Source organism: Streptomyces sp. Z423-1, from assembly GCF_013009255.1.
Classification (GTDB): Bacteria; Actinomycetota; Actinomycetes; order Streptomycetales; family Streptomycetaceae; genus Streptomyces; species Streptomyces gossypiisoli.
This window is the reverse complement of the sequence record NZ_CP053109.1, coordinates 4,636,470-4,648,312: the sequence shown is the minus strand read 5'-3', so window position 1 is coordinate 4,648,312 and position 11,843 is coordinate 4,636,470. Positions and strand designations below refer to the sequence as shown.

Genomic DNA, 11,843 nt, shown 5'->3' with positions numbered 1-11,843 from the left:
CCTCACCCCGTGCTCTGCTCCTCCGCCAGAATCCGGTCCAGCGCCTCGTCGAGATGGGCGTCGAAGTCGGCGAGGGAGCCCTCCTGGCCCAACGGCACCAGCTTGTCCGTGCGGTCGAGAAAGGCGACCAGCGGGGCCGTCGAGGAGCGGAACAGCGCCTGGTCGCAGCCGACCTGAAGCCGGATCAGGACATCGCCCAGCGACTCGGGATCGACCGGTGAGACCCGCACATCACCCTCCCCGCACGGCCGCCCCACCCCGTCGATCAGCAGCTCCCGCCCGAAGGCCCAGGTCACAGGGGCATCCCCGGGCAGATGGAAGGTCAACCGCACGGCATAGGGATCGCACGTTTCGTAGCGCAGCTCCACAGGGATGCGGAAGGAGAGCTCCTCGGAAACGAGAAAGCTCATCATGACCTCTGCCTGTACGGACTCGCGCATCGCCTACCCCGTCACTTGCCGTTCGATTGGCCGGGAATGAACCTCTGATACCTGGTGGCATCTTGCTGAACGTACACACCAGATCACAAGGAGTGAGTTTTCAGATACTGATAGAGATCGCGAGTGACCCGAGCGCACGGCCCACCTCGCTCTGCAACTGCCGGGCTGCGGGAAGCAGTCGGTCCGCTTGGTGGCTGGGGAGCGAGATGGCCATCGTCCCCGCGCTGTCACCCACAGTGATCGGAATGGCCGCGCACACCGTTCCCAGCGCGTACTCCTGGCGCTCGGTCACCGGTTCCATCCGGCTCGTTCGTTCGAGTCGGTGCAGCAGCGCGCGGCTGTCGCGGACGGTGTGCGGGGTGATCGACTGCACGGGATAGCGGTCGAGGTGGTCCCGGCGGGTGTTCTCGTCCAGCTGGGACAGCAGGCACTGTCCGATGGCGTGCGCGTGGCCGGTCTCGCGGAAGTCGGCCCACTCCTCCACCGCCGGATTGCCGGGGGTGTCGGAGACGCACATGACCTCGATCTCGCCGTCGCGGTAGATCGCGTAGTACACGGGCACGCCGATGGAATCCCGCCAGCGTGCCAGGGCCGCGTTGACCGTGCTGCGACGTTTCTGCTGGGCTCCGCTGCTGCTCAGCCGCTCGGCCGCCTCGCCGAGGAAGAACAGACCTTTCTCCCGGCGCAGATAGCTCTCGTGCACCAAGGTGCGCAGCAGGTGGTACGTCGTGGGGAGGGCGACGCCGGTCTCGCGGGCCAGTTGCTTGGCGGGGGCGCCGTGCTCGTGCTCGGCGACGGCCTCCAGCAGGCGCATGGCGCGCTGCACGGACCCGATGAGGGTGGCGTTGTGCCGGGGCGTGGGGGGTGCGTAGGGATCTGCGGGTGCGGTGTCTGCCGTGGCCAAGGGTCACTCCCGAAGCGCGAGGGGGGCAGCCCGTGCAAGGGTGCACGGGAGGGGGTGTACGGGTGTGTACGCCGCTCGCGGGGTCTCCCCCGCGTCCGGGTTCCGGACTCTATTGGCCTGCCACCGCTCGCAGACCGTCCGCCCGGAAACTTCCCTCCCCCGAGGGAACCGGTCATTCCTGTTACCGGCTCCTGTCACCCACACCTGTTACCAGTCGCCACGCGAGGAGGAGTTCGTCGTGAACTTCCGTACGACGTAAATGAGTCCGCCGACCAGGGCCACGAAGACCAGCAGCTTGAACAGCAGGCCGATCACAAAGCCCACGACGCTGACTATCACGCCGCCGAACACGACCAGAGCGATGGCCGGCACCGCGATCCACTTCACCCACCACGGCAGACCCGCGAAGATCTCTCGCATCGCCCTCGTCCCTCTCTCCACCCGCCGGCCGCACGGCTCCCTGTGAGCCATCCGGTCCCGCCGGGTCCTGTGATGTCCTGCTTCGATGCTAGGGCTGCGAGGCACCCGACGGGTGCCTCGCAGCCCTTGTCCTCCCCTGACCCATCCCCTAGGGAATCCGGGGACGCGAGAGCCACGAACCCCGAGCCGACGGGTCAGTTCTCGGGCGGCGAGAACACCACCAGCACCCGCAGGTCCTCGCTGATGTGGTGGAACTTGTGTGCCACCCCGGCCGGGACGTACACCACGCTGCCGCGGGCCACCTCGGTGGTCTCCATACCGACGGTGATCGCGGCGCGGCCGCTCACCACGAAGTACACCTCGTCCTGGTTGTGCGGTTTCTGCGGGTCGTGCTCGCCCGCGTTGAGCGCGTACAGACCAACCGACATGTTCCGCTCCCGCAGAAACTGAAGGTAGGCCCCCTCGTTGGCGGCGCGCTCCGCCTCCAGTTCGTCCAGCCGGAATGCCTTCATCGCTTCGTCGCCCTCGCGCCCGTATTCGTAACCGATCTCGTCTGCCACGATCAGACACATGATGAATTTCGTAGTCAAGACGATCGCCAACGCGGGCGCCCTGGCGGTCGCCGTATGGCTGCTCGACAAGATCACCCTGACCGGGGACAGCACCGGGAAGAAGGTCGGCACGCTGCTCCTGGTCGCGCTGATCTTCGGCCTCGTGAACGTCGTGGTCAAGCCGATCGTGCAGCTGCTCAGCCTGCCGCTGCTCATCCTCACGCTCGGCCTGTTCACCCTGGTCGTCAACGCGCTGATGCTGCTGCTGACCTCGTGGCTCGCCGACAAGCTCGACCTGAGCTTCCACGTCGAGGGCTTTTGGACGGCCGTACTGGGCGGCCTGATCATCTCGATCGTCTCCTGGGCGCTCAACATCGTCCTCCCGGACCGGGACTGAGCGCCATGACCTACCGCGTCTGCTTCGTCTGCACCGGCAACATCTGCCGCTCCCCGATGGCCGAATCCGTCTTCCGCGCCCGGATCGCGCAGGCCGGGCTGGACGGCCGCGTCGTGGTCGACAGCGCCGGCACGGGCGGCTGGCACGAGGGTGAACCGGCCGACCCGCGCACCGTGGCCGTACTCCGGGAGCACGACTACGGCAGTGAGCACATCGCACGGCAGTTCCAGCCGTCGTGGTTCTCCCGGCTCGATCTCGTCATCGCGCTCGACTCCGGACACCTGAAGGCGCTGCGCCGCCTCGCCCGCACCGAGCAGGACGCGGCGAAGGTGCGTCTGCTGCGTTCCTACGATCCCGCCGCGGGCGACGACCTGGACGTCCCGGACCCCTATTACGGGGGCCGGGACGGCTTCGAGGAGTGCCTTGAGATGGTGGAGGCGGCGAGTACGGGACTGCTCGCCGCGGTACGTGAGCACCTGGAAGGACGGGCGGCATGAGCGGTTCTGCGCACGGTACGAGCGCGGAGGGGGGCGTCGGCGAGGGCACGCGCGCGGTGCGGGCGGGGCTGCCCGAGCCGGTGAAGTACGAGCCGACCCTGCCGGGCCCGGTGTTCGCCGCCCACTACCATCTGCCGGGCGAGCCCACGGGACCGTACACCTACGGTCGTGACGAAAACCCGACCTGGACGCATCTGGAGCGGGCGATCGGCGAACTGGAGGCGCCCGGGCGGCACGGCGTCGAGACGCTCGTGTTCGCCTCCGGGATGGCCGCCATCTCGTCGGTGCTCTTCTCGCAGCTGCGCGCGGGCGACGCGGTCGTGCTGCCCAGCGACGGTTATCAGGCGCTGTCGCTGGCGCGTGCCCAGCTGGAGGCGTACGGCATCGAGGTGCGCACCGCGCCGACCGGCGGCGACGCCCAGCTCGACGTCCTCGACGGCGCGAAGCTGCTGTGGATCGAGACCCCGTCGAACCCCGGGCTCGATGTGTGCGACATCCGGCGGCTCGCCGAGGCGGCACACGCGCGCGGGGCCCTGGTCGCCGTCGACAACACACTCGCCACACCGCTCGGGCAGCGCCCGCTGGACCTCGGCGCCGACTTCTCCGTCGCCAGCGGCACCAAGCAGCTCACCGGGCACGGAGACATCCTCCTGGGGTACGTCGTCGGCCGCGACGCCGAGGCCATGGCCGCCGTACGTCGCTGGCGCAAGATCGTCGGGGCGATTCCGGGCCCGATGGAGGCCTGGCTGGCACATCGGTCGATCGCCACGCTCCAGCTGCGCGTCGAGCGGCAGAACGCCGGCGCCCTGGCGGTGGCCGAGGCGCTGCGCGACTGGCACGAGGATCTCGGGGTGCGCTACCCGGGGCTGATGAGCGACCCGTCTTACAAGATCGCCTCGCAGCAGATGCACCGCTTCGGGTGCGTGGTGTCGTTCACGCTGCCCACGCGCGCGCGTGCGGACCGCTTCCTCGACGCACTGCGGCTTGTGGACGACGCGACGAGCTTCGGCGGGGTGCGCTCCACGGCCGAGCGGCGCGGGCGCTGGGGAGGGGACGCGGTGCCGGAGGGCTTCATCCGGCTGTCGGTCGGCGCGGAGGACGCCAAGGACCTGGTGGCGGATGTGCTGCGCGCGCTGGACGAGTCGGCGCAGTGACGCTTACGGACGCCCGGTGGGGGTCCGACTACGAAAGACGGACGGTCCGAGCCTCCCCCCTCGTGGCTCGGACCGTCCTCGGTTCCGCGCGCGAAGAACCGCGCGACCAAGGCTAGTTGACTCTCTGTCAGTGTCCAATCACTGTAGCGACAGAGACCTATCGACTTATTTATAGTTGGGCCCTGCCTCAGGCGTGGGAGCAGCGCACGGGAAGGGGGTGGCGGGCGCCATGGATCTGGCCTTGCTGCGCACGTTCGTGACCGTGCACCGGGCCGGCTCCTTCACTCGCGCCGCCGCCCTGCTGGGCCTCTCCCAACCGGCCGTCACCTCACAGATCCGCACCCTCGAACGGCAACTGGGCCGTCCCCTGTTCCTGCGGCAGGCGCGCGGTGTGACGCCGACGACCATGGGCGATGAACTCGCGCACAAGGCCGCTCCGCACCTGGACGCGCTGGTGGAGATCGCCGAGAGCGGACTCGACGACGAGTCCTCCTTACGGACGTTGCATCTGGCCGGGCCCCCGGAGTTCACCGCCGAGCGGGCGCTGCCCGCACTGGTGGAACTGACCGGGGAGGACGGCCAGGGGTTCGCCCTGCGCGCCTCCTTCGGCAACGCGGAGGAGACGCTGGAGGGGTTGGCCGCCGGCCATCATGATCTGGCCATCAGCACGGCCCGCCCACGCGGCGCCCTGCTCACCGCGACTGCGCTCTGCGACGAGGAGCATGTTCTGGTCGCCGCCCCGCGTTGGGCGGAGGAGATCGACGCCGGGACGCTGCGCCACAAGGGCGCGCCCGCCCTGGAGAACCTTCCCGTCGTCGAGGTGCACGAGTCGCTGCCCTTCGTCGCCCGCTACTGGGCCTCCGTCTTCGACTCCCGCCCGGCCGCGTCCGGCACCGTCATCGTCCCCGATCTACGTGCCGTCCTGGCCTGTACGGCCGCGGGCGCGGGGCTCGCGGTGCTGCCCCGCTATCTGTGCGCGCCTGCCCTGGAGCGCGGTGAGGTGGTCACCCTGCACGAACCGGCGGTGCCGCCCCTGCGGACGTACTTCCTGGTGGTGCGCACCGGAACGCTGGCCATGCCGCATATCGCGCGGGCCCACGAGTGGCTGCAGCGGGCGGCCACTGACTGGTGTTGAAGCTGCACGAGGGGCTGCAGCGACCGGCCACCGACGAGTGTTGAACACGGGGCCGGCTCCTGTCGGGCGAGGGCGGGGGCGGGGGCGCCCGCGGGTGACGATCCGCGATGTTTCACGTGGAACATGTCGGGCCACATTTCTCCCATGACCGTCCGACCCGTGGTCAAGCGCACCGCCCGCGCCGTTCTCCTGGACGGTGACGACCTGATCCTGATCAAGCGCACCAAGCCCGGTGTCGATCCCTACTGGGTCACTCCCGGTGGCGGGGTCGACCCCGGTGACCCCACCGTCGTCCATGCCCTGCATCGCGAGGTGTACGAGGAACTGGGCGCCAAGATCACCGATGTCGTGCCATGTTTTGTGGACACCGTCGAGCACATCGGCGAGGACGGCGGCGCGACCGGCGTGAAGGTACAGCACTTCTTCGTCTGCCGGCTCGAGTCCATGGATCCGTCCCTGCGGCACGGTCCCGAGGTCGACGAGCCCACGGGCGAGTACGAGATCGTACGAGTGCCGTTCACCCGCGTCGGGATCGCCTCCGTGCATCTCGTCCCGCTGTCGCTGCGGCACTACCTCGACGGGAACATCGAGGGCGTACGGGCCATGCACGCGCCCGACCTGGGCTGAGCTGGTCGACGTTCGGTGTCTCACCCGTCAGCTACCGGCGGCGACGAGTTCCTCCACGGAGTCGTGCCGTATGCGCTCGGACGGGATGCCGACGTCCCGCAGGGCGTCCACGCCGCTGCGGATCATGCCGGGCGGGCCCGAGAGATAGGCGTCGTACTCGTTCCAGGGGCCGTACTCCCTTATGGCGTCGGGGAGCTGGATGTGCGCCTGCTGGTCGATGATCGCGCGCACGGAGAGCCATGGGTGCGTCTGCTGGAGCCTGAGCATCGTGTCGATGTCGTACAGGTCGTGGTCGGTGCGGGCGCCGTAGAACACCTCGACCGGTCGCCGTTCGCCGTGCTCGGCGACGTCCTCGATCAGGGCCTTGATCGGCGCGATGCCGGTACCGCCGCCCAGGCAGAGCAGTCCGCTGTCGGTGGTGTGGTCCACGGTCATCGAACCGGCGGGCGGCCCGAGGCGGATGACGTCGCCGGGCCGGGCGCGGTGCACGAGGGCGTTGGAGACCCAGCCCGCCGGGACCGCCTTCACATGGAAGCTGAGTAGTCCGTCGGAGCGGGGCGCGGAGGCGAAGGAGTAGTGCCGCCATATGCGCGGCCACCACGGGGTCTCCAGGCTCGTGTACTGCCCGGCGAGGAAGGGATAGGGCTGGTCCGGGCGGACGGTTATGACGGCGACGTCCGGGGTCCTCAGGTCATGCGAGACGACCTCCGCGTACCACCAGGCCGGGGCGCGAAGCTCGTCCGCGGCCGCCGCGTCGATCATGACCTGCGAGATCGTCGTGTACGCCCGTACCCAGGCCGCCTCTGTCTCGTCGTCCCAGACGGACTCGGCGTACCGGCTCAGTGCCCCGATCAGACACTCGCCGACGGCCGGATAGTGCTCGGGCTGCGTGCCGTACTTGCGATGTCCGCGGCCCAGGTTCTGCAGATAGGGCACGAGTACGTCGGTGTTGTCGATGTGCTCGGCGGCCGTGAGCAACGCCTTGAGCAGGCGGTCGCGCTGGGCATCCATCGCGGCGGGGAACAGGGGGCGCAGGTCGGGGTGGCGGACGAAGAGCAGGGCGTAGAAGTACGAGGTGACCTTGTCGGCGACGGGGGCGACCGTGGACATGGTGCGCCGGATGAGGACGGCATCCGGGGATGCGTCCTCTTGTGGGGTGGCGGTGGCGGACGGCTCGGCGTGTGGGGCGGCCGGGCTGGAGGGGGCGGCTTGCGGGGCGGTGCCCGTTGGTGTGGCGTGCGGGTGCGGGGCGGCGGCGCTGGGCGCGTCCGGCTGTGGGTGCGGGGCGGCAGCGCTGGGCGCGTCCGGCTGTGGGTGCGGAGCGGAGCTGGGTGTCTGCGGCTGAGGGCGCGGGGCGTGGCTCGACCGCTCGCTGTGTGGGACCGCCAGGGCGGTGGACGGCTCACTGTGTGGGGCCGCCGGGGCGGTGGACGGCTCGGTGCGCGGGGCCGGAGCGGCGGAGGGCTTCCCACCGGCCGTGAAGAGGGACGGCTCGGCGTGGTCTGCCGGAGCGTGGCGCTGGGTGGGTACGCGGTGCGTGGCGGGCGGGGCCTCGGTGAGGGGCGCCGTGCGCTGGTCGGAAGGCAGCGGTTCGGTGCGCGTCGAAGGCGGCGCGGGCGTGGCTGTGGCCGCCTGGGTTATTCGCTCATGATCCGCCGCGACATCGGTGGCGGCGGGCGGGGCGCCGTAGGCGGGTGGCGCGGCGATGACCTCCCACGGTGCTGCCTGCGAGGTCTGCGGCGGCCCGAGAGGCCCCGGGCCGTGCGCTCGTTCTTGCGGCTCCGGGGGCCGCGATCCGGTCACCCCTTCCGGCGCGGAGGCCCCTCCCGGTGTCTCTGGCGCCCGCACCCACGGGGACGCGCCCGTGCCGCGTATGGGGGGCGTCGGCTCAGCGTCAGCCGCATCACCGGCGGCCGGGGCACCGAGGGTCGGGCGGGCTTGGCCGTCGGCGGCCGGGTCCGTCGTATGCCGCCGGGAGAAGGCCTCGGCGACGTAGGGCCGGGCGAGCGGCTCGTCGACTTCGGGATGTCCGTGCTGCTCCGCGCGCTGCGAGGCGGCGTTCGGTGCGGCCTCGCCGGTGGGCGCGCCCGAGTCGGTGCCCGACGTGGCCCGGCCCACCGGGCGCATGCCGGCCAGGCGGCGGCCGTCCATGGCCTCCCGCTCGGTCCCCTGAGCCGGCACCGGATTCTTCCGCGGCATGAACCAGCCGCCCCCGCCGCCCGAAGTGCCGTTGTCGTCCGACGTGGTGGCCGGAGCGTCCATGGTGTGCCTCGCCTCGAACATCTTTCGGTCGGTCTGCGCACTTCCTCGGTCGGAAGATGCCTGCTTCCTCCGCAGCCGGCTGCTGTTCCCGTTCGGCGTCGCGGCCAACGCAGCCATAGTCAACTCGTGTTCCCGCTGCGTACGGACAAGTAGGACGAGAGTGTGACATTGGCCGCAGTGTTCTCACCGCAGCGTCCCACTTCACATGGACGCCCCGGTCGCTTAACCGAGAATGCGGGTCTTCGATCTCTCCGTCCCGTTAGGCTGCATTGCCCTGCTCCCGGCCCCGACGGGAAGTGTGCTCTGCATCCCGTACGGGGAACCGGAGTCGACCATACCGGCCACCGCCCCGCACACAAGTCCCACCTTCGGCGACCACGAATTTGACTGTGGGGCAATCCAGCGATTCCCCCAATGTCGGCGCGCGCCGCACCAATTCATAGGCATCCCACAGATCCTCCTCCGGCGACGCTGCAAGTCGGGGACACGCTCGGCCGGTGCCACCGATGGATGCTCGCCGTTCGCCGATGTTTCACGTGAAACACCCCGCGCTTGTCCATGTGCCCCGCATTCGCCCACGAGTTGGCCAAAAGGGCGTACCTCTCTGCCGAAACAGGTGGACGTCAAGGGCACCGGTCAGACAGCCTGACCTGCGTGCCTACTCCTTCCCTCGCTGCTCTGCCGATTCGCCGTCTGACCCGTCGCGACCTCAAGGTCTGCGCGGACTTGTCCGAGGACCGGGGGTGGCCGCGCGAGGAACACAAATGGAGCTTCCTCCTCACCGCCGGGACCGGATACGGCATCGACGACCCTCAGGGAGGGCTCGTGGCCGCCTGTGCAGTCACCGAGTACGGGCCGCAGGAACGCCCGGAGCTCGGAGCCGTGGGGATGGTGCTGGTCGCCGAACGGCACGCACGCCAGGGCGTCGGGCGCCGGTTGATGCAGCACGTGATGTCGACGATGGGCACCACGCCACTGACGCTGCACGCCACGCCGAACGGTCTCCCGCTCTACGAAGAACTCGGCTTCAAGGTCACCGGCCGCGCAGAAATGCTGCGCGGCTCTTTCATGCCCGGCGGACCCGAGCCCAGGGTGGCCACCCGCCCAGCAACCGGCGAGGACCTCACCAAGATCCTCCGCATCGACGCGGAGGTGTTCGGTGCCGATCGCACGCACATCATCACGCGCCTGCCCGCCTTCGCCGACCAGGTACGGGTCGCCGAGGAAGACGGCCGGATCATCGGCTACGCGGCCGCCTGGCCCAACATGAACACACATGTCGTCGGCCCGCTGATCGCCCGGGACACGGAGACCGCGAAGGCGTTGATCGCCTCGCTCGCCACCCACACCGACCGCCCGCTGCGCACCGACATCGACGTCCGGCACGAGGAACTGGTCATGTGGGCGAAGGAGCGGGGCATGGCGTCGGTGGCCTTCAACGCGGTGATGACGTACGGAGTGGCGGAACTCCCGGGTGACTGGCGCCGGCGCTTCGCTCCGCTGACGGTGGCAGCGGGCTGAGGTCCGGAAAGGGAGAACGCCGGCCCCTTGGGGAACCGGCGTCCTGTCGTGGATGAACCGAGCTGCCGTCAGGCGAGCGCCTCCACGGCGGCCGTGGCGAAGCCGTGGTCCTGCTCCGGGGCGCCGCCGCCCACTCCGATGGCACCGATCAGCCATCCGTCACGGTGAATCGGCAGACCGCCCGCGATGAACAGCAGCGGCCGGTCGAGCGCGGTCTGCAGGGAGTGGAACGGCCCGTCGGGCTTGACCGCGTCGACGAGGTCGGCGGTCGGCGCGTTCAGCTGGAGGGCGGTGTACGCCTTGCGGGTGCTGGTCTCTCCGGAGATCAGCACGGCCCGGTCGTCGCGACGGAAGGCGAGCAGGTGCCCGCCGGCGTCCAGGACGGTGACGCTGACGGTCGCTCCGGCGGCCTCGGCGGCGCGGCGGGCCGCGGTGACGAGAACCTCGGCGTCGTGGATGGTCAGCGGCGCGACGGCGGTGGTGGTGCTCATTGCGGGGTTTCTCCTTGCGTGCATTGCTGGTGAGGGGTTCGGCCGGGCGGCGCGGGGACGGCCCTGGCCCCGCGTGGACCCGGCTCGGTTCAGTGGTGATCGGACGGGGGGACGTACGGCGAGGCGTGCGGTCGTGCGGCGTCCGGCGCGGTCAGTGGTGGATGGTGGCCCGCTCCTCGGCGGGGACGCCGACCCCGACGACGGCACTCGGAGTGCTCTCCCGGCGCTCCAGCGCGGCCGAAAGGACGGCGAGGAGCAGAGCGGCCGCGGCGAGGACGGCGCCGACCCAGTTCGGGGCCGTGTAGCCGAGGCCGGCCGCGATGACCAGACCGCCGAGCCAGGCGGAGAGGGCGTTGCCCAGGTTGAAGGCGCCGATGTTCACGGCGGAGGCGAGAGTCGGGGCGCCGTGCGCCTGGTCGAGGACGCGCTTCTGCAGCGGCGGGACGGTCGCGAAGCCCAGGGCGCCGATCAGCGCGATGCTGACGGCCGAGAGGATCTTGTCGTGCGCCGTGAGTGTGAAGAGCGCCAGCACGACCGCGAGGGCGCTCAGGGAGACGTACAGCATCGGCATCAGGGCGCGGTCGGCGAACTTGCCGCCGACCAGGTTGCCGCCGACCATGCCGAGGCCGAACAGGACCAGCAGCCAGGTGACAGAGCCGTCGGCGAAGCCCGCGACATGAGTCATCATCGGCGCGATGTAGGTGATGGCCGCGAAGACGCCGCCGAAACCGAGGACGGTCATCGCCATGGCGAGCAGGACCTGGACGTTCTTGAAGGCGGCCAGTTCGTGCCGCAGGTGAACACCCTCGGGCTTGGGCATCTCGGGGACGAGCTTGGCGATGCCGACCAGGCCGACTACACCGAGCGCGGCGACGACGGCGAAGGTGACGCGCCAGCCCAGAGACTGCCCGACGAGCGTGCCCAGCGGCACGCCGACGACGTTGGCGACGGTCAGGCCGGTGAACATCATCGCGATGGCTCCGGCCTTCTTGTCCGGAGCGACCAACTCGGCGGCGACCACCGAGCCGATGCCGAAGAAGGCACCGTGGGCGAGTGAGGCGACCACACGGCCGATGAGCATCACGGCGAAGGCGGGGGCGAGGGCGGAGAGCAGGTTGCCGACGATGAACAGACCCATCAGCACCATCAGCATCCGCTTCCGGGAGACCTTGGTGCCGAGCACGGTCATCAGCGGGGCGCCGAGCACCACGCCGAGCGCGTAGCCGGTCACCAGGAAGCCGGCTGTCGGGATGGAGACCCCGAAGTCGGTCGCGACCTCAGGCAGCAAGCCCATGATCACGAACTCGGTCGTGCCGATTCCGAAGGCCCCGATCGCGAGGGCCAGAAGCGCGAGAGGCATGGGGGGAATACACCTTCCCAGACGATTGCAGGAGCGCTTTGCGTGCGTTCACAATAGTTGCAGGCGCGGGCAATATGCAACCGC

At 69.9% G+C, this 11,843-nt stretch carries 13 protein-coding genes; 6 read left to right on the top strand and 7 right to left on the bottom strand.

Annotated elements, in window-relative coordinates:
- Window positions 1–2: 2 nt before the first annotated feature.
- From HJD23_RS20675 to HJD23_RS20660, 4 genes are all read right to left on the bottom strand, one after another.
- Window positions 3–440, bottom strand: coding sequence for an SsgA family sporulation/cell division regulator (locus tag HJD23_RS20675; RefSeq protein ID WP_171118407.1), 438 nt, complete (start codon window positions 438–440; stop codon window positions 3–5).
- 100 nt (window positions 441–540) lie between these two features.
- The gene (locus tag HJD23_RS20670) at window positions 541–1,266 is read right to left on the bottom strand and encodes an IclR family transcriptional regulator C-terminal domain-containing protein (protein ID WP_332109448.1); all 726 of its coding nucleotides are present in this window, start codon (window positions 1,264–1,266) and stop codon (window positions 541–543) included.
- Between the two features lie 285 nt (window positions 1,267–1,551).
- Complete coding sequence (locus tag HJD23_RS20665; protein WP_171118409.1) at window positions 1,552–1,764, bottom strand: DUF5326 family protein; 213 nt, start codon at window positions 1,762–1,764, stop codon at window positions 1,552–1,554.
- A gap of 194 nt (window positions 1,765–1,958) precedes the next feature.
- Complete coding sequence (locus HJD23_RS20660; RefSeq protein WP_141312150.1) at window positions 1,959–2,276, bottom strand: cupin domain-containing protein; 318 nt, start codon at window positions 2,274–2,276, stop codon at window positions 1,959–1,961.
- A gap of 58 nt (window positions 2,277–2,334) precedes the next feature.
- On the opposite strand from HJD23_RS20660, the gene HJD23_RS20655 reads away from it, so the two are divergent.
- The 5 genes from HJD23_RS20655 (at window position 2,335) to HJD23_RS20635 (ending at window position 6,125) form a co-directional block, all read left to right on the top strand.
- Window positions 2,335–2,712, top strand: coding sequence for a phage holin family protein (locus HJD23_RS20655; RefSeq protein ID WP_171118411.1), 378 nt, complete (start codon window positions 2,335–2,337; stop codon window positions 2,710–2,712).
- Window positions 2,713–2,717: 5 nt separating this feature from the next.
- Window positions 2,718–3,209 (top strand): low molecular weight protein-tyrosine-phosphatase, encoded by a 492-nt coding sequence (locus HJD23_RS20650; protein WP_171118413.1) that lies wholly within the window; start codon window positions 2,718–2,720, stop codon window positions 3,207–3,209.
- Window positions 3,206–4,363 carry a cystathionine gamma-lyase gene (locus HJD23_RS20645; protein WP_171118415.1) on the top strand — a complete coding sequence of 386 codons (1,158 nt, stop codon included), beginning with the start codon at window positions 3,206–3,208 and terminating at the stop codon, window positions 4,361–4,363. The genes HJD23_RS20650 and HJD23_RS20645 overlap by 4 nt, the downstream gene beginning before the upstream one ends.
- Window positions 4,364–4,592: 229 nt before the next feature.
- On the top strand, window positions 4,593–5,498 hold the full coding sequence (locus tag HJD23_RS20640; RefSeq protein ID WP_171118417.1) for a LysR family transcriptional regulator: 906 nt from the start codon (window positions 4,593–4,595) through the stop codon (window positions 5,496–5,498).
- A 144-nt stretch (window positions 5,499–5,642) separates the two neighbouring features.
- Window positions 5,643–6,125 (top strand): NUDIX hydrolase, encoded by a 483-nt coding sequence (locus HJD23_RS20635; protein WP_171118419.1) that lies wholly within the window; start codon window positions 5,643–5,645, stop codon window positions 6,123–6,125.
- 27 nt (window positions 6,126–6,152) lie between these two features.
- Here HJD23_RS20635 and HJD23_RS20630 read toward each other — a convergent pair whose 3' ends face one another.
- Window positions 6,153–7,514: a globin domain-containing protein gene (locus tag HJD23_RS20630; protein WP_232107807.1), complete on the bottom strand. Its 1,362-nt coding sequence runs from the start codon at window positions 7,512–7,514 to the stop codon at window positions 6,153–6,155.
- Between the two features lie 1,527 nt (window positions 7,515–9,041).
- Here HJD23_RS20630 and HJD23_RS20625 point away from each other — a divergent pair.
- The gene (locus HJD23_RS20625; protein ID WP_171118421.1) at window positions 9,042–9,908 is read left to right on the top strand and encodes a GNAT family N-acetyltransferase; all 867 of its coding nucleotides are present in this window, start codon (window positions 9,042–9,044) and stop codon (window positions 9,906–9,908) included.
- A 68-nt stretch (window positions 9,909–9,976) separates the two neighbouring features.
- Here the strand turns inward: HJD23_RS20625 and HJD23_RS20620 are convergent, their stop codons facing one another.
- Together HJD23_RS20620 and HJD23_RS20615 are read right to left on the bottom strand one after the other, a co-directional pair.
- Window positions 9,977–10,399: a heme-binding protein gene (locus HJD23_RS20620; RefSeq protein ID WP_171118423.1), complete on the bottom strand. Its 423-nt coding sequence runs from the start codon at window positions 10,397–10,399 to the stop codon at window positions 9,977–9,979.
- Window positions 10,400–10,550: 151 nt separating this feature from the next.
- On the bottom strand, window positions 10,551–11,759 hold the full coding sequence (locus HJD23_RS20615) for an MFS transporter (RefSeq protein ID WP_171118425.1): 1,209 nt from the start codon (window positions 11,757–11,759) through the stop codon (window positions 10,551–10,553).
- Between the last annotated feature and the right edge of the window lie 84 nt (window positions 11,760–11,843).

What these genes read in the sequence shown, in the direction of transcription:
- HJD23_RS20615 (WP_171118425.1), bottom strand. Translation starts at nt 11,759, where the DNA reads ATGCCTCTCGCGCTTCTGGCCCTCGCGATCGGGGCCTTCGGAATCGGC.
- HJD23_RS20675 (WP_171118407.1), bottom strand. Translation starts at nt 440, where the DNA reads ATGCGCGAGTCCGTACAGGCAGAGGTCATGATGAGCTTTCTCGTTTCC.
- HJD23_RS20645 (WP_171118415.1), top strand. Translation starts at nt 3,206, where the DNA reads ATGAGCGGTTCTGCGCACGGTACGAGCGCGGAGGGGGGCGTCGGCGAG.
- HJD23_RS20660 (WP_141312150.1), bottom strand. Translation starts at nt 2,276, where the DNA reads ATGAAGGCATTCCGGCTGGACGAACTGGAGGCGGAGCGCGCCGCCAAC.
- HJD23_RS20635 (WP_171118419.1), top strand. Translation starts at nt 5,643, where the DNA reads ATGACCGTCCGACCCGTGGTCAAGCGCACCGCCCGCGCCGTTCTCCTG.
- HJD23_RS20655 (WP_171118411.1), top strand. Translation starts at nt 2,335, where the DNA reads ATGATGAATTTCGTAGTCAAGACGATCGCCAACGCGGGCGCCCTGGCG.
- HJD23_RS20640 (WP_171118417.1), top strand. Translation starts at nt 4,593, where the DNA reads ATGGATCTGGCCTTGCTGCGCACGTTCGTGACCGTGCACCGGGCCGGC.
- HJD23_RS20665 (WP_171118409.1), bottom strand. Translation starts at nt 1,764, where the DNA reads ATGCGAGAGATCTTCGCGGGTCTGCCGTGGTGGGTGAAGTGGATCGCG.
- HJD23_RS20620 (WP_171118423.1), bottom strand. Translation starts at nt 10,399, where the DNA reads ATGAGCACCACCACCGCCGTCGCGCCGCTGACCATCCACGACGCCGAG.
- HJD23_RS20650 (WP_171118413.1), top strand. Translation starts at nt 2,718, where the DNA reads ATGACCTACCGCGTCTGCTTCGTCTGCACCGGCAACATCTGCCGCTCC.